The 24,671-nt window shown below is 67.0% G+C and carries 15 protein-coding genes; 11 read left to right on the top strand and 4 right to left on the bottom strand.

Annotation, left to right across the window (positions count from 1 at the left end; all coding sequences use genetic code 11):
• Positions 1-92: 92 nt before the first annotated feature.
• From Poly30_RS25425 to Poly30_RS25440, 4 genes are all read left to right on the top strand, one after another.
• The gene (locus tag Poly30_RS25425) at positions 93-1,397 is read left to right on the top strand and encodes a hypothetical protein (protein WP_145204377.1); all 1,305 of its coding nucleotides are present in this window, start codon (positions 93-95) and stop codon (positions 1,395-1,397) included.
• Positions 1,398-1,875: 478 nt separating this feature from the next.
• Complete coding sequence (locus tag Poly30_RS25430) at positions 1,876-3,618, top strand: sigma-70 family RNA polymerase sigma factor (RefSeq protein WP_145204380.1); 1,743 nt, start codon at positions 1,876-1,878, stop codon at positions 3,616-3,618.
• A gap of 1 nt (position 3,619) precedes the next feature.
• Positions 3,620-5,395: a carboxypeptidase-like regulatory domain-containing protein gene (locus Poly30_RS25435; RefSeq protein WP_145204383.1), complete on the top strand. Its 1,776-nt coding sequence runs from the start codon at positions 3,620-3,622 to the stop codon at positions 5,393-5,395.
• Between the two features lie 113 nt (positions 5,396-5,508).
• A complete protein-coding gene (locus Poly30_RS25440; RefSeq protein ID WP_145204386.1) occupies positions 5,509-6,528 on the top strand; it encodes a flagellar hook-basal body protein in 1,020 nt (339 codons plus the stop codon).
• Positions 6,529-6,544: 16 nt separating this feature from the next.
• On the opposite strand, the gene Poly30_RS25445 is transcribed toward Poly30_RS25440, so the two are convergent.
• Together Poly30_RS25445 and Poly30_RS25450 are read right to left on the bottom strand one after the other, a co-directional pair.
• The gene (locus Poly30_RS25445) at positions 6,545-7,936 is read right to left on the bottom strand and encodes a sulfatase family protein (protein ID WP_145204389.1); all 1,392 of its coding nucleotides are present in this window, start codon (positions 7,934-7,936) and stop codon (positions 6,545-6,547) included.
• Positions 7,933-9,369, bottom strand: a complete 1,437-nt coding sequence (locus Poly30_RS25450) for a sulfatase (RefSeq protein ID WP_419190664.1) — start codon at positions 9,367-9,369, stop codon at positions 7,933-7,935. Before Poly30_RS25450 ends, Poly30_RS25445 begins: the two co-directional genes overlap by 4 nt.
• Positions 9,370-9,694: 325 nt before the next feature.
• Here Poly30_RS25450 and Poly30_RS25455 point away from each other — a divergent pair, with 325 nt between their 5' ends.
• The 4 genes from Poly30_RS25455 to Poly30_RS25470 all read left to right on the top strand — a co-directional run bounded on the left by Poly30_RS25455 (position 9,695) and on the right by Poly30_RS25470 (position 15,082).
• A complete protein-coding gene (locus Poly30_RS25455) occupies positions 9,695-10,621 on the top strand; it encodes a glycosyltransferase family 2 protein (RefSeq protein WP_419190665.1) in 927 nt (308 codons plus the stop codon).
• Between the two features lie 32 nt (positions 10,622-10,653).
• Positions 10,654-12,249 carry an alkaline phosphatase family protein gene (locus Poly30_RS25460; protein WP_145204398.1) on the top strand — a complete coding sequence of 532 codons (1,596 nt, stop codon included), beginning with the start codon at positions 10,654-10,656 and terminating at the stop codon, positions 12,247-12,249.
• 21 nt (positions 12,250-12,270) lie between these two features.
• Positions 12,271-13,707 carry a hypothetical protein gene (locus Poly30_RS25465; protein WP_145204401.1) on the top strand — a complete coding sequence of 479 codons (1,437 nt, stop codon included), beginning with the start codon at positions 12,271-12,273 and terminating at the stop codon, positions 13,705-13,707.
• Between the two features lie 112 nt (positions 13,708-13,819).
• Positions 13,820-15,082, top strand: coding sequence for a hypothetical protein (locus Poly30_RS25470; protein ID WP_145204404.1), 1,263 nt, complete (start codon positions 13,820-13,822; stop codon positions 15,080-15,082).
• 190 nt (positions 15,083-15,272) lie between these two features.
• Here the strand turns inward: Poly30_RS25470 and Poly30_RS25475 are convergent, their stop codons facing one another.
• Positions 15,273-16,784, bottom strand: coding sequence for an oligosaccharide flippase family protein (locus Poly30_RS25475; protein WP_145204406.1), 1,512 nt, complete (start codon positions 16,782-16,784; stop codon positions 15,273-15,275).
• Positions 16,785-16,997: 213 nt separating this feature from the next.
• Here Poly30_RS25475 and Poly30_RS25480 point away from each other — a divergent pair, with 213 nt between their 5' ends.
• Both Poly30_RS25480 and Poly30_RS25485 read left to right on the top strand, forming a co-directional pair.
• Entirely contained in the window at positions 16,998-17,762 is a 765-nt protein-coding gene (locus Poly30_RS25480) for a DUF5984 family protein (RefSeq protein ID WP_145204409.1), read from the top strand.
• A 423-nt stretch (positions 17,763-18,185) separates the two neighbouring features.
• Positions 18,186-19,790 carry a right-handed parallel beta-helix repeat-containing protein gene (locus Poly30_RS25485; protein WP_419190666.1) on the top strand — a complete coding sequence of 535 codons (1,605 nt, stop codon included), beginning with the start codon at positions 18,186-18,188 and terminating at the stop codon, positions 19,788-19,790.
• A 550-nt stretch (positions 19,791-20,340) separates the two neighbouring features.
• Here the strand turns inward: Poly30_RS25485 and Poly30_RS25490 are convergent.
• Positions 20,341-22,842, bottom strand: a complete 2,502-nt coding sequence (locus Poly30_RS25490; protein WP_145204415.1) for a hypothetical protein — start codon at positions 22,840-22,842, stop codon at positions 20,341-20,343.
• Between the two features lie 319 nt (positions 22,843-23,161).
• Between Poly30_RS25490 and Poly30_RS25495 the strand changes: the two genes are divergently transcribed.
• Positions 23,162-24,643 carry a hypothetical protein gene (locus tag Poly30_RS25495; RefSeq protein ID WP_145204417.1) on the top strand — a complete coding sequence of 494 codons (1,482 nt, stop codon included), beginning with the start codon at positions 23,162-23,164 and terminating at the stop codon, positions 24,641-24,643.
• The last annotated feature ends 28 nt before the right edge of the window (positions 24,644-24,671 follow it).

Raw genomic sequence — 24,671 nt, forward strand, 5'->3', positions numbered from 1 at the left:
GAGGTGACCGCAGGCGAGAGGACACCTCGGAGGTCTGCGGGGCCTCCTGGCGGCGGACGGCTCCGCTCTGATCGCGTATCCTGGCGAGCACGATGAATCAGCTCTTCGCCAGCACCTCCCTCCTCGTCCTCGCCGCCTCCGCGCCGCTTTTCTGGTGGAACCAGGACGATCCCGCCACCAGGGCTCCTTCCGGAAAGGAACTCACGCAGCTGATCGATGCCCTGTACGCGGTCGAGCCGTACAAGCCGGCGTCGCGGGCCGAGATCGACGCGCTGCTGGAACCCTACGCCGCGCTGCCTGCGCCCTCGAAGTCCGACCGGAAGCCGCTCTCGAAGAAGATCGAGAAGGCGTGGGGCAAGCTCAGGGAGCTACCCAAGAAGGGTGAGCACTGGTACTGGGACGAGAAGGGTGAGCCGCGCCGCGGGCGGTTCTTCGTTTCGGGCAAGACCTCGAAGCCCAAGGGGCTCTTCATTGGACTGCACGGCGGAGGCGTCGGATCGGCGGATGCGTCGGGCGCGCTCGCTTCCTACCAGGGACCCGCGGGCGCGCGCGGCTGGCTGTCGATCTACCCCCAGGCCATCGAGGCGACCGAGTGCGGGTGGACCGATACGGGGACCGAGGAGTGGATCATGACGCTCATCGACGAGGCGCGCCGTACCTACGGCGTCTCGCCCGACCACATCTACATCGGCGGCCACTCGATGGGCGGCTACGGGTCCTGGGTACTCGGCGCCCACCACGCCGATCTCTTCGCCGCCTCGGTGCCTTCGGCCGGAGCGCCAACGCCGATCCGCGACCGCGCGACGGAGAACATCGTGGCGATCCAGGAAGGCGTCGTGCCGAACCTGATGAACCTTCCGATCTGCGTGTTCCAGAGCACGGATGATCCCAAGGTCCCGCCGGACGCGAACCAGTTCGCCGTGGAAGAGGTCAAGCGCTTCAAGGAGACCTACGGCGGCTACGAGAACTTCACGTACTGGGAGGTCGACGATCGCCAGCACAGCTACCCGACGGGCGGTCCGGACAAGCTCCTGGAACGCATCGATTCCTTCGAGCGCAACCCTCACCCCGATCACGTGCTCTGGCAGCCCGCGCTCGACTGGAAAACGTCGTTCTACTGGCTGGACTGGCCCGAGCCGCGACTCAACGCGCTGATCGAGGCCACGCTCGATGGAGAGAAGAACCACATCGCCGTGAAGAGCGATGGGAAGAACGTGAAGGGCCTCGGCGTGCTGCTCTCTTCGGCCATCGTCAACATGGACGAAGAGGTGACGGTGACGCTGGACGGCACGGAGGTCTTCCGGGGTATACCGCAGACGTCCTGGGCGACGTACGTGCGAACGGCGCTGGTCCAGGACGAAGGCCGGCTGTACGAGTGCCGGATCCCGCTGAAGTAAGCTGCCGCGGGGACGCACGCGCGACACCAGGCCTCTACGGCACCCGGATGACCAGCGGCGTTTCCTCGCCTGCCGTCACCTGGACCTCGGTGAGAACGCGCTCCCCGTCGAGCATCTCCAGGGCCACGTCGTAAAGACCGGGAACCATCGGGGCCGTCAGGGCGAGAGGACAGCCGACCATCTGCTGCCCCACCGGCCGCGGAACGGCCGATGCAAAAGGCTCCGTTCCGAGGGACCGGAAGGCCGCGAAGCAGTGTCCAGCACCGGTCCCTTTCGAACCCGGTCGTGTTCTTGAGATGGACAAATTCGGATCCGCCTCGCAAGCAGTCCGTGGCTAATAGCCGCGCTTTCCACGGCATTCCTTCGGCACTGGCCGTCACTCGAAAGTCGCCGAAGAGGAGCCCGGGCTACGCGGTCTTCACCATCATGTTTTCGAGGTTCCAGACAACGCTCTCCGTCGGTCGGGCACCCTCTCCACGTGACCACCTCCGATCCCCATCCTCGGCTCGAGCCGCTCCTTCAGGAAAGCGCCTGGCTGCAGAGTCTGGCGCGCGGCCTCACGCACCAAGAGGCTGACCGCGACGACCTCGTGCAGGACACGTGGCTCTCGATGCTGCGGGGTCGCGCCCGTGCCGCCGAGCAGCCCAAGAGCTGGCTCGGAACGGTCGCTCGCCGCACGGCGCAGCGCAGGCAGAGAAGTCAGCGTCGCAGGGAGGACCACGAGACTCTTTCGTTCGGCGGGAACAGGCGCGCGCCAGGCCCGGAAGCGGCCGCCGAGCGGCTCGACCTCGCGGGCGTGCTCGTTTCGGAGCTCTCGAAGCTCGACGAGCCCTACCGCATGGACCTCTACCTTCGCTACTACGAGGGGCTCACCCCCACCGTGATCGCGGAGCGCCAGGGGATCTCGGCGTCCACGCTGCGCGGCCGACTGCACCGCGGACGCGAGCTTCTGCGCCAGGCTCTCGTCGCCCGCGATGGACGATCGTGGGAGACCTGGGCCGCCCTTCTCCTCCCGCTCGCGGGCGTCCCCGAAGTGGGCGGCGCCGCTGCCGGTGGTTTATCCCTGGGAACGATCATGACGATGAAACTCACGGCCCTCGGCGCACTCGTCGGAGCCCTGTCGGCAGGCGGCGCCTGGATGGCGCAAACCGGCGCGAGATCGCCCCGAGTCGCAGACGCCCCCGCGGTCACGGCACATGACCCAGCGGATGAACGGGCCCTGCCGAAGGGACTGGACCCGCCACTCCTGTCCGTCACGGACAAGGCGCAGAACCGTCGGGCAAGCGCTCCTGCGCCCGACTCCACGGAGCCGGTAGATCCGGTGTTCGGCATCATCGGCAGCGGAGTGATCGTCGACGAGCAGGGTGCCGCGGTCGCGGGGGCGACGGTGCGTCTTCAGCCCGCGGACGGCGCAGCCCGTCGGACAGTGACCGGCGCCGGCGGAGGCTGGACGCTCTTCGAACTCGAGCCGGGGGCGTGCCGCTTCGAGGTTTCCGCTCCGGGATTTCTGAAGGTCTCCCGGGACGTGGAGATCGAGCGCGCGCCCACTTGGGCCCGGTCCGTGGCGCTGCGGACAGCTCTCACCCTGCCGGTGCGCTTCGTGTCAGCGGATGGAACTGCGATCCCTGTGCGATGGCTCGGCGGAGGGTCCGGCGCGGAGCTGGGTGCCTCGTTGGGCGTCGCGGCCACGTGGGAACATCCGGGAACGAGGCTCGATGCAGCAGGACGCTTCCTCCAGCGTAGCGAGGCCGCTCTCTTCCACAGCCGCGCCGAGAGCGACGGAGTCCCTGCCGAACTGGGCGCACGCTACCAGGGCCAGCTCCTGCTGACCGCCGAGCCACCGCTCTGGGTCAGCCTGATGTTCCGAGACGCCGTCGTCGAGGCGCGACGACTCGACGGCAGCGAGACCGAGCTGGTCTTCACCGTGGGCGATCTCGGGCCCTTCTCCGGCACGGTTCGGCTGAGGATGATCGACCCGGCGACGGGCGTCGCGATCACGGGTGGAGTCACCCTCGACCACCCAGCAGGAAGCCTCTCGATCCAGCCTCGGCTCGAAGGCGAGATCCTTGTCTTCGAGAGTGTGCCGCCGGGTCGGCTCCGTCTCGGCTACCGCGCATCGAACGGAGCCACGCAGTACCTTCTCCCAGAGCAGCGACTCCGCGTGGGTCCCGGCGAGGTGCTCGACCTCGGTGACGTCCCCGTGATCGGTGAGGTGCGCTGACATGGGCGTCGTTTCGCCAGCGCCCTGGAGAGCCTGGCTGACGGCCGCCGCCGCTGCGGTCGTCACCTTCCTCGTCGTTCGTGCCTTGCTTCCGGACCGGGAGCAGGCGGCGCCGGCCGCGTTGCGCCCAGAAGCAGCGCGCTCCGATAACGCTTCCGTGCTCGAAGCGGACGCGCCACTCGTCGCCCCGCCTCGGAGTCTCACGATCGCGAGCGCTTCGGAAAGCGCGGTCGTGCCGGAGGAGTCAGCGTCGCACCGGCCAGAGAGCGAGCCGCTCACGAATCGGGCCGCCGCCGCGGTCGAGGCGCAAGGAGGGCCGCTTGAACCCCGTAGCGCGCTGCTCTACGGGAAGGTGGTCGACGCTCGTGCCGTGGCACTCGGGAGTGTGCTCGTCCACCTGAGGACACCCGATGGGAGCATGATCAGCACCAGGTCGGACGCGGCCGGCAGGTACGCGCTCGGTCCCCTCGCTATCGGCTCGTGGACCGTCACGCCGTACGCGGAAGGAAGGCACTGCCCCGTTTTGAAGGTCGAGATCGATGGCGACACAGGGTTCCTGCGCCGCGATCTCGTCCTTCCGGCACAGCAAGCCGTTCGAATCCTCGTGGTCACGCGGGGCGGCGAGCCCGCCGTCCCAATCCTGCGGGAGGCCGGGCTCTTCAGCGACCCCGCGGCTCTCGCGCCCGTGGCCACGCTGGAAAGGCCCGGCGAGATGATCGGGCTGGAGCAAGAAGATCTGTGGCAGCCGCTCGGCGTCGGCACGGTCGTTTCCTGGCAGTCGAGCGACGCTGAGCGCGATCCCGCTGAGTTCGTGCGACTCGCGATCCACGAATCGGGCCCGACGTGGATCTCTCTGGTCTCCCACCACTGCGTGCTGGCGACTCGCCGCGTCACCGAGGAAGTGGAAGAGGTCCGCTTCGTGGTCGATCCCGACGAACTACGCGCGCTGCGCGGCACGGTCCAGGCCACGATCGTGGACGCGGAAACAGGCGCGCCGCTCTCCGCTCGCGTCGCCCTGGATACCTGGGCACATTTCGACGAACGGAGCGCGCTCGACAACGATCCGTCGACGGGCGCGTCCTCGCTCGAAGACGTCCCGCCCGGACCCCTCTGGTGGACCGCGCGAGCCGAGGGTCGCGCCGACTTCTTCCGGGAGGTGGTCCTCCCCAAGGGCGGCCTTCTCGACCTCGGCGTCATTCGACTGCAGAGGCCGGTCGCCCTCGCCGGATCGGTCCGGGACGCGGACGGTCAGCCCATCGAGTCCGTGTTCCGTCTGGGCACGCTGGACGCGACGACGGGCGCCGTCGCCGCCATCGAGGGCCGACGCTTCGCAAGCGATCCGGACGGACGGTTCAGGATCGAGGGCCTGGCGCCTACGCAGTACGTGCTGCAGGTCGCGGGCGTACCCGCCAGGCCGCCACGCCCGTTCGATCCACGGCTGCGCTCGGCCCCCATGACGGTGGATGCCCGCTCGGGAGACGTCGAGGAGCTCCGGCTGACGGTGACTGCCACGACCCACGTCACGTTCCCGACGGGAAAGCTGGAGGAGCCCTGGCCTTTTCTCGAGGCGATCGACGAGAACGGCCTGGCGGCCGACACCACGTGGGTGGGACGCTGGTTCGCCGAATCGTGGATCGATCTTCTGCCTGGCGACTATGCGCTCAGGATCCGTATGGGCGACGGTTCGGTACTCCAGCGTGAACTGACGGTCGGAGCCGAGCCACTTCAGTTCGATCTCAATCTCGCTGTCGACGCCGGCGCGCCGGCGCCGCGGTAGCGCGGGACCCCGTGCGGAATCTTCCCGCACGATCGAGGCATCAGTTCTGCGCCCTGCTGGTCGAACGACCGGGGAGGGAGCGAGTTTTTCGCTCCGCTCGACCGGAGATCCTGATGATGACGCTTGCCACGACTCTGCTGTTCACCGTCGCCATGCTTGCCGCCTGCCAGAGCGCCACCCCCTCCGCAACGCCCGACGAGCCGTGGCGGACGGAGATGGAATCCTCGCAGGCGGAGCTGACGCGCGAGGTCAAGGCGCTTCACGCGCTTCTCGCGATCCGGGGCCCTGAACCGAGCGGGAACGCCGACGTCACCGCTGGACTCGTGACACTCGGCGATCGACTGGACGTGCTGAGTGCCCTCCTTGCGGATACAAGGGGGGCTCAGGTGGCCAGCGCTTCGTACTCCAGCGCCACCCCGACCTACCTGCAGGAAGTCAAAGTCCTCCAGGAGGGCCTGCTCGTCCTGGAGGCCCAGCGCGCCGCTCACTGCGAGAACATCGCCCATGCCAGCGTGACGGCCTACAAGCGTCGCAGGCTCAGCACGTTGGCCAACGTGGACGAGGCGAGCGGCACGCGCGTTCCGGAGGTCGGCAAGAGCCACTACGACATCCAGCAGGGCGTGCTTCAACTGACCGGCGATATGCTCGACTTCGGCATCGAAGGCAGGGGTTTCTTCGAGATCCAGCTCCCCAATGGCGACCTCCGGTACCAACGTGACGGGAGCTTTCGCCAGGATTTCGACGGCAGGCTCGTGACGGTCGAGGGCTACCGGCTGAACGACGAGGTGACGATCCCGTCGGATTGTCAGGGAATCTCCGTGTCGACCGACGGCCAGTGCTTCGCCCACGGAGAATCCTTCCAGATCACCCAGATCGGCACGATCCGCCTTCATACCTTTGGCAACGAGAGCGCGCTCGCTGCCGCCGGCCGCAACGGCTTTTTTCCCACCGCCGCCTCGGGAGACGCACGGGGCTGCCAGCCCGGCTTCCAGGGAGCCGGCGTGATCAAGCAGGGCTACCTCGAACAGTCGAACGTGAACCTGACCGAGGAGGTGATCGCCCTCCAGTCCATCGAACGCCAGATCGCCGCGATCCGCCAGGCGCTCGCGGTGCGCGGCATCTACTTGCCCTGAACCCGCGGCCTTCGCCTCACTCGTCCTTCCCGCCGTAGCCGATCGCGGCGGCTTCCTTGAGCTGATGGGCGTTGGCCGGCGTCGGCGGAATGCGCTCTCCCTGGTAGGCGCCAGCGGCCAGGAAACGCTCCAGCGCGCGACGCATCAGCGCTGCGCGCTGGGGCTCCTGGTCGATGAGGTTCTCCAGCTCGCCAGGGTCCGCCTCCAGATCGAAGAGCTGATCCGCCTCGCCGCCGACGATCAGCTTGAAGCGGCCGTCACGCCACGCCGTTCGTTCGTGCTGGAATCGCTCGGGGTAGAGCTGAAGGTCGCGCGGCCGCGCGAAGTGAATCTCCGCGGTGACGCCATGGCTCCCGGGGACGCGCGCGAACTCCTCCGTCAACGCCGCGCCCGCCTCGCCCGGAATCGTCCTCGCGATCAAACCGGGCAGATCCACCAGCGACGCGAGACGGTCGTCGATCGCGCGGCCCTCGGTCTGCCCCGGCGCCTTGACGATGAGCGGCACGGCCACGAGCGGCTCGTAGACGTCCTTGCCGTGCTCGACGATCCCGTGCGTGCCGAACGCCTCGCCATGATCCGACGTGAGGATCACGATCGCGTTCTCGAGCATCCCGCGCCCACGGAGCCCGTCCAGGAGTCGTCCGATCTCGGCATCGAGCTGCGTCAACGCCGCGTCGTAGAGACCGAGAACGCGGTCCCCTAGCTCACCCGCCGGCTCCTCACGGTTCATCACCTGGACGCAGAGGGCTTCGAGCAGCTCGTCGGGCCGTTCCTCCTTGGGCATCCGATGAAGTTCCTCGGCCGTCAAGCCGCCGTAGGGCCTGTGCATGTCCATGTAGTTGACGAACACGAACTGCGGCATTTTCGAACCCGCGACCGAGTCCAGGTGCTTCAGCACGCGATCCGTGACGGCGGCGGCGGGCTGGCGCTTGACCTCGTAGGTGTCGAAGCCCTGGCCAAGCCCCCAGCGCATCGCCAGGTACACCGTGTTCGCGGCGAAGCCCGCGGTCGAATAGCCGGCGCGCTGCAGCGCCTCCGCCAGCGTCACGAAGTCCGGGTGCAGTGGATATGCGTTGTCGATCAGCTTGTCGACCTTGAAACCGTGGGTCCCGTGCTCGAACGGGAAGAGCCCCGTGAACATCGAGGCATGGGAGGGAAGCGTCCAGGAGGATGTCGCCGTGCAGGAGACGTAGCGGTCCGCCCCGCTGGCGAACGCGTCGACGGCGGGCGTCGAGGCTCCAGTGCGATCGGTCGAGGCATAGCAGCCGATCCGATCGGCCCGCAGCGTGTCCAGCGAGATCAGGATCACGTGCGGAGCGGATTTCGTGGAGGCGTCGTCGCCCCCGCCGCCGCAGGCCGCGGCGCTCCAGCAGGCAGCCAGCACGAGAAGGGAACGGAAGTTCATCATCGGGGTGCGTTCTCCTTTGGCTCTGCGTCGTTGCCACGATCGCCGCCGCTACCGCCGTAGCCCAGCTGGTCGAAGTCAGCCCTCTGCCGGTCCGTCAGATTCCCTGGGAAGACGGGATCGCCCTCGTAGGCCGTCGGTCCGCCGAGCCGCGCCTGAAGCTCTCCCAGCAGCCGCTCCGTCACCGAGGAGCGCTCTTCCGCGAGGTTCGTGAGTTCCCCTGGATCCGTCGACAGGTCATAGAGTTCGACCCCGTTGTCGGAGCCCGCGATCAGCTTGATGCTCCCGTCGTAAAGCGCCCACCTTCGCCGCTTGAACCGGTCGCCGAAGCGCTGGAGGTCCTTGAGGCGGCTGTAGTAGTTCTCTACCAGGACGTTCTCCGCGGTCGGGCCCGGCACGCGGGGGAATAGATCCGAAAGCGTCTCCGCGTCCGTTCCACCCAGAGCACCTGCGATCAGACCCGCCACGTGCACGGACGAGGCTCGATCCCGGATCACACGCCCCGATCGCTGGCCCGGCAGCTTCACGATCAAGGGCACCTGCACGGTGTCCTCGTACACGTCCTTGGAGTGCTCGACGATCGCGTGCGCGCCGAAGGACTCCCCGTGATCGGAAGTCACGACGATCAGTGAGTCGTCGAAGAGACCGCGCTCCTTCAGGCCGTCGAAGAACCTCTCGAGTTCGGCATCCAGGCGCGTCACCGCTTTCTGGTGGAGCGACTCGACGAGCGCCGCGAGCTCCGGATCCAGCTCGCCCTGATTCATCACTTCGAAGAGAAGCCGATCGAGATGCTGGTTGACGAGCTTCTCGGGATCCCCCGTTCGATACGGACGGTGAGCGTCCATGTAGTTCACGAAGAGGAAGGTCGGTCGCCCGCTCGAGCGGTCCTTGTCGAGCCAGGCGAGGGCACGGCGGTTGATCTCGGGCGCAGGGGCGCGCTCGACGTCCCAGTCCGCAAACCCCTGATCGAGCCCCAGCTCGGGGCGCAGGTAGATGGCGTTCGAGACGACCCCTCCGGTTCGGTAGCCGTTGCCCTGCAGCGCCTCCGCCAGGGTCTTGAATCGGTCATTCAGGGCAAAGACGTTGTCCCCGGTCGCGTCGTCCGGCGGCAGGAACGAGTGAGCCCCGTGCTCGAACGGATAGAGCCCCGTGAAGAGCGACGCGTGGCTCGGCATCGTCCAGGGCGCCGCGCTCGTACAGGTCTCGTACCGATCGGCGCCAAGACTGAAGGCGTCGAGGGCGGGCGTCGAGCCTTCGGGCGCACCATAGACGCCGATACAGTCGGCTCTCACGGTGTCCAGCGAGATGAGGATCACCGGCGGGGGGAGGTCGTCCGAACTGGCCGACGGGCCGCAGGAGACGAAACAGGCACCGAGAACGCCCATCACCGGGACGAAGGGTGCGGCGAGACCGAAGATGGGAGGGAACGGACGCATGGCGCCCCAGGCTACGGGCCTCCCCGTGAATCGCGAGACCGGGCTTCCAATTCCCCTACCAGGAAACCGCAAGCAGGCGGCAGGGCGCCCACAGAGGACAGGACGCTTCGGTTTCCTCCGCCACGCCCGCGCGCTACCATCTCGCTCCGGGACTCGACCTTTCCCGGACCGCGCGCACCCGAAGGACCCCATCCGTGGACCCCATCCGTGAACTCCGGGCCAGCGACCGATCGAACACGTGCGTCCCTTCATGACCGTCCCCGCCTCTCCGACACGCGCAGCTTCTCCGACATGCGCAGCGGTCGAGCCAGCCTCCCCCCACCCGATGAAGGGCAAGCCCAAGCTCACCACCTGCTGCCTGATCAACCACTACAACTACCGCGACTTCGTGCGGGAAGCAGTGGCCTCGGCGGTGGAGCAGACTCACCCGTTCGACGAGATCCTCGTCGTGGACGATGGTTCGTCGGAGGAGCATCTCGAGGAGGTGCGGCGCGTCTGCGCCGAGTACGACGCCGTCCGGCTGATCGAGAAGAAGAACGGTGGCCAGCTCTCGTGCTTCGAGGTCGGCGTGGCGGAGAGCACGGCCGACGTCGCGTTCTTCCTCGACGCCGATGACGTCTGGGATCCGCGCTACGTCGAGTCCGTGATGAAGGTCTTCGCGGAGCACCCGGAGGTCGAATTCGTCGCGTGCAACGAGCGGCGATTCTTCCCCGACGGCCGCTCCGAGGTCACGCCGCGGCAAACCCGCGACCTGGGCTACTCCTTCGTGCGGGCGCTCAAGAACGGCGGCGCCTTCGTGGGCCAGCCCACGTCCTGCCTCGCGATCAAGCGCCGCATCCTCGACGACATCTTTCCGCTCCCCCAGGCCCGCGGATGGCGAACCTGCGCGGACGAGGCGCTCGTCTACGGCAGCTCCGTCGTCGGCGCGCGCAAGTACTTCCTCGGCGAGCCCCTCGTCGGCTACCGCATCCACGGCACCAACCACTGGTTCGGAAAGAAGTACTGCCCGAAGGATCGACTGCTGCGGGGCCGCGAGGTCCAGCGCCTCGTCGAGGTCCTTCGTCTCCGACAGGGACTGCCGATCTCGATGGCGAACCTCGCGCACCATGAGTTCCGGACGATCGAGGGCGCCAACAAGAACGACTACACCGAGTACCAGCGCCTCGTCGGGAGCTCCCAGCTCAGCTTCCGCCGCAAGCTGCGGATCCGGCTCGCGATCTTCGCCTGGTACAGGCTCGGGAAGAGGATCTGAGCGCCGTGCCCCCCGCCGTAGTCCGTCGTCCGATGAATTCGCTCCTGGGCCTCCTGGCGCTGGCGCTCGTCGCTGGCTGCGGGTCCGGGGACTCTTCGCCCATGGACCCCCAGCGGCTCCTCGTGGTCGGGTGGGACGGAGCGACCTTCGATATGCTCGATCCGATGCTGCGCGCGGGTGAGCTGCCGAACCTCGCCGCCCTGATCGAGCGCGGACGCAGCGCCACGCTGGAGTCCACGAAGATCCCGATCAGCAGCGCCGCGTGGCCCACCATCGCCACGGGCAAGGGCGTCGGCGAGCACGGCGTCTACTCGTTCTTTCGCCCGGTCGAGAAGAGCTACGACGCGCGCCTCATCTCGGCCAAGGACGTCGACGCGCCTCCGATCTGGCGCATTCTCTCCGCCCGCGGGCACACGGTGCACGTCTGGGGCGTCCCGGTGACGTTCCCGCCCGAAGCGGTGCGCGGCACCCTCGTCGCGGGCATGCTCAGCCCCGAGAACGCCGAGTATGCGCACCCGCCCGGCTTCACGGAACGTCTTCGAGCCCAGGGCTACGTCCCCGATCTCGGCGTCTGGCGCCAGAGCCAGGCCCTCGCCGACATCGATGCGATCGAGTCGCAGATCGCCATCAAGGAGCGGCTCGTCTGCGAGCAGCTGAAGGCGACCGACTGGTCCTATTCGATGATCGTCTTCAAGTCGCTCGACGTGCTCTGCCATCGCCCGGTGCAGAACCTTCGGCGGGAGGAAGTGCTGCGGCTCCTCCGTCGCCTCGACGTCGCGCTCGGGGCCATGACCGAAGCGGCCGGCGACGACACCACGGTGATGGTGCTCTCGGACCACGGTTTCGCCGAGTACCGCAGGACGTTCAACGTGCACCGCTGGCTGATGGAAGCCGGCTACAGCGCGCCGAACCCTGACGCGAAGCTCGACGCGCTTCCCCAGGGCTCCCTCGCCGACTTCAAGGCGTCCGAGCGCGCGGCGCGCCTCGGCCAGCTCGACCTCGACGCGACGCGCGCGTACGCGGTTGAGACGGAGGGAAACTTCGCGTCGATCCGGCTCAACCTCGCGGGACGGGAGCCCCGTGGCATCGTCAGCGAGGACGCCCGCGCCGAGGTGCTCGACGCGATCACGCGGGACCTCCTGGCCATCGAGTTCCCCGAAGGCCTCCCCATCGTCCAGGCGGTCCACCGCGGCTCGGATCTCTACCCCGGTCGCTGGTCGAGCGCGATCGCGCCCGACCTCGTGGTGGAACTCGAACCCGACTGGCGCTGCGTCGCCGCCACGTTCGGACAGACGCTCACCTACGGAGAGCCGCCGTTCCCCGACCATTCGCTGAACGGGATCTTCGTGCTTGCCGGGAAGAACGTGGCGCCGTCGAAGGCACGCGACCATCTCCAGCTCATCGACATCGCGCCCCTCAGTCTTCTGCTTCTGGACGAACCGATTCCGGCGAGCTTCAGCGGCGACGCGCACGCGGCGTTCCTCCGTCCCGCCACCGAACCGAAGCGCATCCCCGACGCGGACGACCCGAGCCTGATCTCGACCCGTGAAGCCTTCGAGGGCAACGGCGTCGACCTCGAAACCCTAAAGGTCGAGAGCCGCGTCAAGGGTCTCGGCTACGGCAAGTAACGCGCCTTCCCACCTTCGACCATGCCCTTCGTTCGCGCCTTCGGGCTACTGGCCCTTTGCCTGATCGTCTCGGCCCTTCTCTACGGCGGGGCCGGTGACGGCGCGCTGCTCGGGTTCGATGGCTACCCGCTGATCGCCGCATCGCGAGTCGGCAGCGCGGCCGATCTCTTCTCCGTGCTCGGCGACGAGCTGATGGGCGGGCGCTACCCGGACGGCGCGTTCTACCGGCCGCTCGTGCACCTATCGTTCACGGTCAATGACTGGATGGGCGGAGGAACCCTCGACCCCGCGCCGTTTCGGTGGACTGACGTCGTGATCGCAGCGATCGCGGCGACGGTGATCGGCGCCATCGCTGCGCGGCTCATCGAGCGTCTATGGCCCGTCCCGAACCTGCGCGTTCCGGCGGCCGTGGCCGCCGTGATCGCGGCGCTGGTGTTTCTCATGCATCGGTCTCAGCTCGACGTCGTTCCCTACGCGCCGAGGCGCGCGGATGCCCTCTGCGTTCTCTTCGTCGCGGGGGCCGCGCTCGAGGCGCTGGGCGCAAGGCGCGGGTGGGCGATCGCGCTGCTGTCGCTCGCCGCCTTCTTCTCCAAGGAGACCGGTGTGATCGCGGTCCCGCTGGTCGCCTTGATCGCCGTCCTGGCGCCGCCGCTCGAAGACGATGCCTGGAGGCCGCGCTGGATCGCGGTGGCCGCGTGCGCTGGCGCCGTCGCCGTCGGCGTCGCCGTCCGAACCGCGGTACTCGGCGGGCTGGGCGGTCATGCCGAATCGGGCACGGCGGCGGCCCGTGACGGCGCGGGTGAGATCGTCTGGACCCTGTGGCAGCTCCTCGCCGCCGGAGTCCCCGGCGGTGCGCCTCTGGTCCTGGGGCTCATCGCGGCGGCGGCGATCGGGCTGCCCCCCACGGGAACCACAGGCCGCACGACCGTGATCGCCGCAGCGGTCTGGGCGCTCGCGGCGCTCGGCATCACCGCGTTCTCGGGTCGCGCCCACATGTGGTACGTGGTGGCGCTCCTCCCGAGCGTGGCCATTCTCGCGGGGACGGCCGTCGGCGCAGCGCTCGCCCTGCGACGCCCCGCACCGATCGCGGCGGGCGCCGCGGCCCTCGTCCTGGCCGGCCTCTTGATGGGAGCCTCCAGGAACGGGCCGCAGTCGGAGGCGCTCGCATTGGCCGGCCCGGTCGCCAGGGACCAGGTCGCCCGCTTCACCGCCCTCGTCACCGAGCTCCCACCCGGCGCGCGCGCCCAACTGAACCCGTACGTGATGGGCGTGGCCGGAGGCGAGGGAGCGCCGCCGGTCTTCCTCCACGCCAGCTACAGCTTGCAGGCGCTCGCCGACCTGCTTCGTCCCGACCTCGAGATCGCGGTCGTCCCACCGGGTCAACCGACCCCTCCGGGCGCGATGGCCACGATCGAACTCATCTTCGGCCCACCGCCGCCGGACGTCCTCCCCCACTGATCCCCTGCTTGGCTGGTCTCGGGCGATACGGAACCGGCGACATCGTGATCTCGCCAGGATTCTTCGCTCCTGCCCGTCGTCGATTTCTCGGCGGTGTCGTTTTCCCTCTGCGATGCCCACCTTCCCTATCTGTCTCCTGATCCTCCTCTCCCTGCTTGCTGATGCCGCGGCCCAGGAGGGCCCCGCAGGAGCTGTGGCAGCGGAACCGGACCGCACCGCGCCGTTCGGCAGTGCGACCAGCGTCCAGCAGCTGAAGGGCGGCGACCTCCTCGTGGCCCTTCCATCGGGGCAGATCTGCGTGATCGATGTCGAGAGCGGGGCGACGATCTCCGACTACCGGACCGCTGACTCGTGGGCGCCGGGGACTTCGGGGGTCTCGTGCTGGCTTGCTCCTGACCAGCGCCACCTGGCACTCGGACCCATCGGTGGTCCGCTCGAGATCCGCGCCTTCGAGGAAACGAGCATCGGGCAACCCGAGACCGCACTCGAGGTGGAGCCCAAGAGGACCGTCGAGGTCGTTATCGAGACAGCTACCGAGGCCGTCGTCGAAGGGAGTACGGGCTGGACCGAGGCATGCTGGACTCCAGGCGGCGGCCACCTGGTGACCTGGCGCCGCGACTGGTTCCACGGTCCACCGGAGCGCTTCATCAACGTCTGGGCGCTCGACGGGACCTTGGCCTGGCGGGGACCGCTCGCGTCCGACGTCGCGGTGCATCCGACGATCGATCAAGTCGCCATCGTCGAGACCAACCGCGTGACCATCGGCTGGCCTGACTCGGGTTTCCGAGGGGTCGATATCCCTGGCGCACACGGGACGATCGCCTACTCGCCCGACGGTTCCCAGATAGCCGTCGGCGGTACGTCGAAACAGATCGACCTGGATGAAGATCGTCCGTGGCGACGTCCTGGCGGAGGCCGATTGGCCACCATCACGATTCTCGACGCTTCCTCGTGCGAAATTCGGTCCAGAACTCAACCCGATGGATGGCCCCACCAGTGGCTCCAGCGCATCAGCTGGAGCCCTACAGGCGAGCATCTTGGTTTCAGCGCGGGCAAGGGCTACAGCGGCGGCACGGTCAGGGCAGCGGACATGAAGACCATCCATACCTTCTTCGCAGGAGGCCAGATGTGGGCGATCCTCGAGGGTTTCTGGGTGAACGAGCGCTTCTATCGGCCTTACCTGTTCATGGACTACCGACCGGGCGATCGATCTTTGGTCCTCGATATCAAAGACCCGGCGGCACGCACCATGACGCCGCAGAAAGACTGGCGCGGCGTCACCCGGCTCACAGGCACGGAAGACGTGATCGTGCGGCACGCCGAGGGAATCGCACGGGTCACACCATCGACCATGAAGGTTCAATGGGAACGGTAGCCATCGGAACACAGTGCTACTTGGAGGGCGGCGATTGCATTCGGCAGCAGAGCTCTTGCCCGCCTCCCATGGCCCCTCGCTCGCGGAATCGACTGGTGTGGCGCGGACTCCTTGGCGATACCGAACCCGACCCAGGGCCGCATGCGAAAAGCTCATGCCCGCTGCGCGGAATCAGCTATTCGCCACACCCTCAGAGCTTGCGGCGGATCAACGCAGGCAAGTCGTAGTCCGGGTCGCCGCGGTAGACGAAGAAGATCCAGGTGAGCGCGAACACCCCCACCATAACGGCACCCGCGCCGAAGACCGGCACGAAGCCCTGCAGGTCGAGGCCCCACTTGCACCATGCGAGGAACCCGAGCGGTACGAGGCTCCCGACCAGCGCGCGGCCGAAAACGTGGCGCAGGTACTGCGTGACCGGGACGTGGATCTCGGCGCATGCCAGCTTGAGCACGTAGCCCGCGAACAGGACGTTGGGGATCGCGGTGCCGAGGGCGACGCCGACCAATCCGTAGGGTCCGATCAAGGCGACGCTGAGCGCGACATTGAGTACGCCCATCCCCAGGAACGCGATCGCCGGCTTGCGCGGCTCTCCGAGCCCCATGAGCATCGGAAGCGCGACGCCCCGGATCGGCAGGAAGGCGAAGAAGCTGAGCATGAGGATCTGGGTCACCACACCTGAGCGCGGGTGGTACTGGTCCTGGAGCCACCACGCCAGGAACTCTGGCCCGAGGACCAGCAGGTAGAGTCCGACGCATAGCGACAGCGAAAGCGCCATCTTCGAGTACTTGAGGAAGACTCCGCCGAGGTCCGAAGAATCTCCCTCAGCGCGTAACCGCGTGGCGTAGGGCATCACGACCATCCCGATACCGAGCACCAGCGCGATCAAGTACTCGAAGAACTTGTTCCCGAAGTCGTAGTCGGCGATCGCTGCCGGATCCGACAGAAACTCTCCGATGACGAGCGCATCCGCGCGGAAGGCAAGCTGCGCGCCCATGTTGAGCAGAAGCGTGAAGAGGCTGAAGCCCAGGATCGAGCGCAGCAACGTCCGGTCGTAGTGGGCGAGCCCGAAGTGAACCTCCGGGTGTCGGAGCTTCACGATCCCCAGTGCCACGACGAACTCGACGACCTGACTGAAGATCATCGCGAAGGCGAGCACCTCGATCGACGCGTCGTGCATGAGCAGTCCGATCGACAGCAGGAAGCGCAAGAGTAGCTCAGCCGCCATGATCGCATTGCGGTGATGGAAGTCGTGGTAGGCCTCAAGGATGCCGTAGGGAAGGCGCATCACGAAGCCCATGGCGACGGACGCAACCACCACCCAGTACGCCAGCGCCGCGGATTCCCCCACGCCGAGCACCGCCACGGTGGGCTTCTCCAGGAAGGTACCCGTGAAGTAGACCGACGCGGCGCCTCCGACCGAGAACGCGAGAGCGCCAAGCCCGACACACATCGCGAAGCACGTCGAAACAACGCGCCGTACTTCATCCAGATCCTTGCGCCCGAGGGCCGCCGAAAGAAACCGCACGGACGCCATCGGCACGCCGGCGATCAGCAGCTTGAGCGCGCCGGTCAAGGCCACGATCTCCAGCCACACGCCGTAAGACTCGGTCCCGAGCCGCTCGGCCATGAAGGGCGTCAGCTTCAACATCGCCACGATCTGCAGGATCGTCAGGAGCCAGGAGGAGCCGATGTGCTTGAGCATGGGCGCAGAGAGGTGCGCAGAGGGGAAGCGGGCGAGAGTGAAAGTGGGAGCTACGGTAGCGACTCATCAACCGATCCAGTCGCGTGGCGGTACCGCCGCGACACCTGAGCGCGGGTAGTACTGGTGGCGGTACCGCCACGGTCGTCGCTCTATCGACCGAGACGATCATCGGTGCGGCGAACTCTCGTCGTTCGAACAGGTTACCCTCTGGGGATGCGATTTCGATTCCAGCTTCTCCCTCCTGAGAAGATCGAGCCCTGGGGAGAACCGCCGCGGCAGACGCTTAGCTGGTTCGCGCTCACCGACGGCTTCTTCAGCATCGACACGGACGCTGGCGCGCTCTGCTGCTATTCGCCAGCTGTTGTCGAGCGCTTTGGCTCGGAGAACCCCGGTCTCGAGTACCAGGTGGCCGCGATGGCGCGTGACGTTCTCGACGCGATCCCAGGCGCACTCGCTCCCCTTCCCACCGCGCTGGAGGACTTGATGGCCGAGTGGCCCCAGTTCTCCGAACGGCTATTCTCCACGGAGGGACGAACGGCAGATCCTGACGACCATTACACGGCGACACGCTGGCTCGGCGAACGTTCGCCAGGTTTCCTCTACTTCAATGTCAATCCGCAGGTCTTCTTCGTGCGAATACAGGATGACATCCAGATCTCCTGGGACTGCCGTGGGCGATCGATCGATGGTGCACAGGCCTTCGCGGACCCGCTCGTGGGGTCGTTCCTCGTGCCCGTTCCAGCATTCATCGAAGAAGCGCGGCGCTTCGCTGACGAACTGCTGGGAGCGATGGAGAACCTGATCAACGACCTCGAGTCCGGGGCACGCTCTGCCCAGATCAAGGTCTCGGCGAAAGACCTTCGATCACAGCACAAGGAGTGGGTGAAGGAGTTCTCTGCGCCCTTCGTCACGCCCCACGAACCTGACATCGAGTGGGATCAAGTTCTTGCGGCCCTTGGAAGAGTGCTTGCCCGGTGAACCTTCGGGGAAGCGTGGCGGTACCGAAGCCGAAGGCTGGATCACCACATTCGTGGCGATACCGAACCCGACCCAAAGCCGCCACGTTTCGGATGGACCCAGGAGCCTACGCTCCGAAACGTGGCGGCTTTGGGTCGGGTTCGGTACCGCCGGGTTCGGTACCGCCGTTGGGTCGGGTTCGGTACCGCCGGGTTCGGTACCGCCGTTGGGTCGGGTTCGGTACCGCCGCGGGGGATGCCGTTCCTGAGTCTCTGGGTGCTCGCCCGCGTCGCGGCGCGCGCAGAACGGCGACCAATCAACGCTTGTTCGAGGCCTAGTGCGTCGTCTCACCACCCCGCTTGGAATTCCTATCCGTCGAATGGCGGCTCTTCACTCGGTCCCATACGGTGGGCGATAGCTACCGCTCCCTCACTCGGAATCGCCATGCTCCTCTCGCTTCTCTGTTCCATTGTTTCCCCCGCGTCGCCTGCCGAGATCCTCTACGTGGACCAGAGGACCGCGGACTGTCAGGCCGCTGACGGCAGCCATCGACGGCCCTATTGCACGATCAACGGGGCGATCGACGCGGCCCAATCCGGCGACACCATTCGAGTGGCCCCGGGGACCTATCAAGAGGAGCTGTACCTGACCAAGGACCTCAGGATCGAGGGTATGGCTGGGGCTGCCGTCACTCGAATCGACGGCGAATTCCAGCGCAGGGTCGTCACGGTCACGGCGTCCGCCGCGGTGACCCTGAGAGGCCTGACACTGCAGAACGGCAACGCCTCGCACGCAGGAGGGATCTGGAACCGCCACATCGTGCGAGTCTTCGAATGTGTCATCGAACGCAACCAGGGTCTTGACAACGCCGGACTCGGCATTGCGTCGGGAGGCATCTGCTCCTTGGGGGAAGAACTCACGATCGAGGATAGCGTCGTGAGCCACAACCGGCTCTCCGTGTTCACCTACGGCGCAGGTTCCGCGATCATGGCGTTCCCAGGCTCTGAGATCGGTGCCTTCGTGGACATCCGCAACTGCACGATCGCGAACAACGAAGCACCGAACTTCCCGGAAGCAACAGCGATCTACGCTGGCGGGGCGTCGCTCTACGTGACGAACACAACGGTGAGCGGCAATCAAGGAGGTGGCGTTCTCTTCGAGGCGTTTCAAGGGGGCCTGATCAAGGAGGAGTGTCGCCTGAATCACTGCACTATCGTGGACAACCATGGGCTCGACTACGCCGGTGTAGGAGCACGTCCCAATGCCCTTCCCCAGACGCTGGTCATCGAGAATTCGATCGTCGCCGGCAACGGCGCCATGAGCTTCGAGGGTGACGTCCGCGGTGCCATGCGCTCCGCAGGTCACAATTTGATTGGCTCCGTTGGTCCCACAACCGGCCTGTCGCCTGGGCTGGGAGATCTCATGGGAGCGCCAGGAGCACCGGTTCTGGCGCATCTGACGGCGCTCGAATTTGCGGGCGGACTGGGTCCAACCCACGGTCTGGAGCCCATCAGCCCGGCCATCGACGCAGCCGGGGCGTCGCCGGATCCTCCATTGGATCAGCGCGGGGTCGCGCGGCCCATCGGCGCTGTGGACATGGGAGCACGCGAGATGAGTCGAAGCGTCGACGTCTCGGTCTGCTCGGCAGAACCCAACTCCACCGGCAGGAGAGGTCGCGTGACCGTTTCGACCGATGGCTCGCTCCTCGGCAACGCCGTGGACCTGACGGCCCTCGACCTCCCGCGATTTGTGACAACCATCTTCCTTGCGTCCAGGGCGATCACGACCGGAAGCCAGCCGGCGGGCAGCAGCGGCATACTTTGCCTCGGGCCTGACCTCGGACTCTTGAATCGCGGAGCCAGGATCGTCCGATCCGATGGCCTGGGGCGGGCGAGCCTTCGCATCGACCTCACCACGCTACCGACGTCGATGGGCTCAACCGCCGCTGCCGCCGGAGAGTCCTGGTACTTCCAGGCCTGGCACCGTGACAGGACGGACGTCGGGGTCACGTCTGGATTGAGCTCGGCGGTCCAGGCTAACTGGCAGTAGTTGCGGCGGCGGTACTTCGTCGCCAGTCGTTCGGCGAGTCTCAGATCGCGCGGCCGGGGGGGATGCCGTGCCTGAGTCTCTGGGTGCTCGCCCGCGTCGCGGCGCGCGCAGAACGGCGAGCAATCAACGCCTGCTCGAGGCCTAGTGCGTCGTTTCGCCACCCCGCTTGGAATTCCTATCCGTCTCGACAACCCGCAGTCCCTCTTCCCAACGGCAAGCCACCATGGCGGACAAGGCCATCACCCCCCTGAGGGCCGGTCCTCGGCGGCCTCAAGTCGATGGTCACGGCAGCTCGAGCCGGGTAATCCTCCCGGGTACCAGCTGGACTGGAAGTCCCATCTGTTGGAGGTGGGAAGTGTCCGACGGATGGGCGGCCCGGGCGGGCTGTCGGGAGGCCGTCCACCGTGGTTTGAAACCCGATGCTTCGCCATGGCCTTCCGGGCGCCATGGCCTTCCGGGCGCCACGGACTTCCGAAGCGTTTCGAGAACCCTCACCCTGCCCGGTGCCCATTCGCGCCGGGCAGGGTTGGATGCCCGCCGAGGTGCCGACTCAGCGCAGATCGATTCGTATCGCCCAGCCCGCTTCCGGAGGCCGCTCGGAGGTGGAGTGAAGCCAGCGCCGAACGGACTGCCAGGCTCGATCATCGAGTCCGCGGTGAGACCCCTGGCCGAACGTGCCATCGAGTCGCAGCCTGTCTGGCTGGTCTGGATCGCCAGCAGCGAGTACCAGGGTACACCCCGAGTCGCCCGCGGGTCGATGGATCAGGAGCCTGACGGCCGCGCCCATGGTGACGGTCCTCTGGAGCCACGCAAGGATGGCTTCATGGTCCAGCGGGCGGCCCTGGAGCTTCGACAGCTCGGCACCGAGCGTCTCGTCGCCGCCAGGCCGGAAGATCACCCGATTCACGGTGGTTCCAAGCCGCGTGATGCCGCGCTCCAGTGCGCTGCGCTGGGATGGCGTACCTTCGAACCTCCCCATGGCTCGTCGTAGTGCCGGAAGCGCCTCCAGCCCGGCCATGGCGATCTTGGTCTCGGCCGCTTCGAGGGCGTCAAGATCCGCCGACTGCAACGCCTTTAGCAGGGGGACGACGATCTCGTCATCGAGCGAAGGAATCGCCGGCGCGCCGACCGGGGTGGGCTCGGGCTCCTCGCCGAGGGATACGCGGAGCCGGTTGCGGATCTCCTCGAGCACGCGGTCACGATCCTCCCGTGGAGCATCGACGGGAAAGGCCGCGGCGTTTCCCCCGCGCGCGAGAAGGTAGGCACCGACGAGGTCCGACACGCGCGAGTCGGGTCCGCGGTACGGGGATCCGTGCGGAATGAGGCTCGCGACCTCGGCGCCGTCGACGAGCCCGCGGAGAAGGATTCGAGCGATCGCGGGATCGCGGGTCGAAACGGATTCGCGCGCGGCGATCTCTCTCCCTATCGCGTACCGCGTGATCGCCGTCTTCATCGGGGTTTCGGCGGCGATGGCGTCCCATGCTTCGAGCTCCACGAGCTGGACGGCGAGGCGCCTCCACGCGTCCTCGTGAACCTGATCGTCGAAGAACGCGGCCTGCGTCGCTGGCAGGCGCGGCGAGCCATGACCCGGGTCCGTTCGCAGGATTTCCAGCGCAACACTGCGCGCTCGCTTCGGATCCCATCGCCCGAGCCGCTGTGCGGCCATCTGCCTGACGGCGAAAGGTCGTTCCGGAGCGCATTGCTCACTCATGATGGCCTCGATCGAGACGTGATCTGCCTGGCCGAGTTCGGAGATCAACTGGACGCGACGAGAGATCGCCATGTCGGCGGCGAGGAGTGAGCGGAGCGCCTGGGCGGCGGCCGCAGGATCACTCTCGACCAGGCGCCGGATGGCACCTGTGTCCACCCAACCCTTGTTCAAGATCTCCTCGGTAAGCAGCGTCGACTCGCCCTCCGCCTGGCGTCGCAAGAGCCAATCCCGCGCCGCTTCGGGAGTGGCGAACCACTTGCCCGTGATGGCTTCGACGCCCATCTGCGCCGCCATTCCGACCTTGATCGTCTCCGGACTCAGACCCCACCGCCCATGGGAAACGGCCCGCGTCAACGTAGTATCGCCGAACGCGTCGACGAGCGCCGGCAGCGATTCATCGCCCATGGAGATCAGTCGATCGAGCATCGTGGACCCCTTACCACGCGAATGAAGGCTCACGCTTCCATTGATGCTGAAGACGGCCTCCGAATCTCGCAGGCGCTGGACCAGCGCGCGCGCCAGCGACTCTCCGGTCAAGGATTCGAGTTCCTCGTCGGTGGGAAGCCCCGGCGCCTCGACGATCATGCGGGCCAAGATGTCGGCTTCCGAACGTGCTGGCCCCGCGAAGTGACTCTCGGGAAAGAGCTCGGCAAAACGCAGGAGCCGCGCTCGTTTCCCGGCAAGGCCAGCGGTCATCCCGGAACCGGTCCATGCGGCCACACGTTCGAACACCTCGGTGTCCGCTCGAAGGAGGGCGGAGAGCTGCGTCCCCGACCGCCCTCTCGATCGCTCCTCGAGTCCGTACCTGATCGCTGCCGCATCGAGGAGGCGGGACTCCAGATCCCCGGCGTCGCTCCGGTAGGCGCGGCGAGCCGCCATGATGAGCTGGCTACGGACGGGGAGGACGTTCCCGAACCCAAAGGCGCCGGCGTCATCGACGTCATCGCCCACGTCGGGGTCAGCGCTCTCCCGCTGGATCTCGTGGAGCCACTGTTCTGCCGCGTCGCGGAATTCGACGACCTCCATCCGAGTGTCGTCACCGGCACCCGCCCCCTGCGCCTTCGGCACGCGAAGCGAGAAACCGCCGAACGCGAACAGCTCGATACGATCATCCGACTCCGAGACGACGAACGCGAGGCCAGACTCGCCATGTCGCGTCCATCGAACCGTTCGAAGATCGACTCCATCCGGATAGTCCAGCCGGTCGAGCCAGGCGTAGAGCCCGTCACGCCCGGAGCGATCCGGAACCTCGACAGGCGCTGGTGACTGAGCCGACGCCACACAGGTAGCCGCTACGAGCAGACACGAGGTGGTGACCAGGGCGGTGAGACTGTGATTCATGGGAAGTGCTGTAGTGGATCAAGTGCAGGGTAGTCACCAAGTCAGCCGCCCAAAGATCTCAGAATCGGGGCGGGATCCATGAACGCACCTGGCCACTTTCGGCTCGCGGGTGCCGCCGTGCTCATCCGCGCGCCCGGTCCCATCGTCCATGGATTCGAGCCGTGCGCCGTTCCGCCACTCCGCTTGGAAAGCCTATCCTTGCGTCCCTCACGCCCTCCAATACCTTCCGCGCCGTCTCCGGGTCCGTGATCACCGAGATCACGTGCCGACGCCCGCGGCAGCGCGGACAGCTCAGGATGTCCTCCGAGAAAGCTCTGCCATGATCGCTCTCCTCGCCCTTACGCTCTCGCAGCTCGCGCCGACCGCGCCGACCGCGCCAGTCAGCCAACAAGATCGCGCAGTCGCACCGCTCTTTCGGATAGAGATCACGCGCCTCGAGGAACTCACCCGCGGGCTCCTCGACTCCTCCGCGATGAAGTTCTGGCGGCGTCGCCCTCTCATGAGATCCTGGCGGATGGAGACGGACCTGCTCGGAAGAGTCGCCATCGGGTTGGACGGCCTGGCTGAGTTCCTACCGAACCGGGTTGAGTTCGTGCTTGGCGCTGATTCCCGCGCGTTTGCCCATGCGGCCGCTCGCTACGGGTCTGTCATCCGGCTCGTCTCGGATGAAGAGGCCCTGGCAGGGGAAGACCTTGGCGAAGTCCTGGGGACAGCGGGCCCGGCCGCGAAGGCCGAGTTCATCGCGATGATGACCACATTCGAGTCCATGGAGGCGGAGCTTGTCCTGGACTGGAAGAGCGAGGAAGCCGCCAGGCGAGCCCTGCCCCTCGTGGAAGGCCTCATACGCTCGTCTGGCTCCGAAGGAGGTGCGAAGAGCACTTCGAACGGGCTCCCCCTGATTCAGTCGGTCCACGACTTCGCCATCCTTCTGGCGCCCGCATCCCTCAGCAAGTTCATCGATGAGGCCAGCTCCGACACGGAGGTTGCATGGAGGTCGCGGAGCACCGTGGCTGTGAACCAGGAGGGCCAACGAATCGTCGTTCGACTGGGGCCGAATCACACCACACCGACCATCCCCGTCGACGACGAGCGAGTCTTCCTCAACGCACAGTGGGACCTCGGGGAAGACCTCGCCGAGGAGATCATGGGGGCTCTGCTGGCTGCCCATGGCAACGATGGGTCTGGCATCGGCCAAGAGGACCTCGACGAGATCATGGCTTCCATCGAGGACTCCCTGCCTGGCCGCGGGGAGCTCGAATGCTCAATCGCCGAGGATCGTGCTCTGGAGCTTATCCTTCGATCGAAGCCATCGCCCGACGCGATCCCGCTCCACGAAACAGGCTTGCTCCCGATGGTCCCGCGCACGCCCGCCGCGTGGTTCGCTTCGGGCACGGCCTCGTGGATCGACGCATTCGAGGGGGTCGTCCATGCAGCGGGCAGGGCGGTCGCGCGATCGGAGCGGCTTCCAGAGAAGGGCGTTCGAGAGAACGCTGCCAGGCTAATGCCGACGCTGCAAATGAGGCTGGACGAAGCGCGGGACGCGTTTGGACCGGGGTCACTCGCCTGGGCAACGACCCACCTGATGAACGGGGAACGGGGCGACGCGGAAACGCAGCCCGCGCTCACTGATGGCCTGGGGCGGGCGAGCCTTCGCATCGACCTCACCACGCTACCGACGTCGATGGGCTCAACCGCCGCTGCCGCCGGAGAGTCCTGGTACTTCCAGGCCTGGCACCGTGACAGGACGGACGTCGGGGTCACGTCTGGATTGAGCTCGGCGGTCCAGGCTAACTGGCAGTAGTTGCGGCGGCGGTACTTCGTCGCCAGTC

Origin of the sequence: Saltatorellus ferox (assembly GCA_007751475.1) — a bacterium.
Taxonomy (GTDB): domain Bacteria; phylum Planctomycetota; class UBA1135; order UBA1135.

Excerpts from the sequence above, each read along its gene's own strand:
- Poly30_RS25450 (WP_419190664.1), bottom strand. The coding sequence starts at position 9,369 with ATGCGTCCGTTCCCTCCCATCTTCGGTCTCGCCGCACCCTTCGTCCCG.
- Poly30_RS25470 (WP_145204404.1), top strand. The coding sequence starts at position 13,820 with ATGCCCACCTTCCCTATCTGTCTCCTGATCCTCCTCTCCCTGCTTGCT.
- Poly30_RS25435 (WP_145204383.1), top strand. The coding sequence starts at position 3,620 with ATGGGCGTCGTTTCGCCAGCGCCCTGGAGAGCCTGGCTGACGGCCGCC.
- Poly30_RS25465 (WP_145204401.1), top strand. The coding sequence starts at position 12,271 with ATGCCCTTCGTTCGCGCCTTCGGGCTACTGGCCCTTTGCCTGATCGTC.
- Poly30_RS25455 (WP_419190665.1), top strand. The coding sequence starts at position 9,695 with ATGAAGGGCAAGCCCAAGCTCACCACCTGCTGCCTGATCAACCACTAC.
- Poly30_RS25475 (WP_145204406.1), bottom strand. The coding sequence starts at position 16,784 with ATGCTCAAGCACATCGGCTCCTCCTGGCTCCTGACGATCCTGCAGATC.
- Poly30_RS25495 (WP_145204417.1), top strand. The coding sequence starts at position 23,162 with ATGATCGCTCTCCTCGCCCTTACGCTCTCGCAGCTCGCGCCGACCGCG.
- Poly30_RS25485 (WP_419190666.1), top strand. The coding sequence starts at position 18,186 with ATGCTCCTCTCGCTTCTCTGTTCCATTGTTTCCCCCGCGTCGCCTGCC.
- Poly30_RS25440 (WP_145204386.1), top strand. The coding sequence starts at position 5,509 with ATGATGACGCTTGCCACGACTCTGCTGTTCACCGTCGCCATGCTTGCC.
- Poly30_RS25460 (WP_145204398.1), top strand. The coding sequence starts at position 10,654 with ATGAATTCGCTCCTGGGCCTCCTGGCGCTGGCGCTCGTCGCTGGCTGC.
- Poly30_RS25445 (WP_145204389.1), bottom strand. The coding sequence starts at position 7,936 with ATGATGAACTTCCGTTCCCTTCTCGTGCTGGCTGCCTGCTGGAGCGCC.
- Poly30_RS25480 (WP_145204409.1), top strand. The coding sequence starts at position 16,998 with ATGCGATTTCGATTCCAGCTTCTCCCTCCTGAGAAGATCGAGCCCTGG.
- Poly30_RS25490 (WP_145204415.1), bottom strand. The coding sequence starts at position 22,842 with ATGAATCACAGTCTCACCGCCCTGGTCACCACCTCGTGTCTGCTCGTA.
- Poly30_RS25425 (WP_145204377.1), top strand. The coding sequence starts at position 93 with ATGAATCAGCTCTTCGCCAGCACCTCCCTCCTCGTCCTCGCCGCCTCC.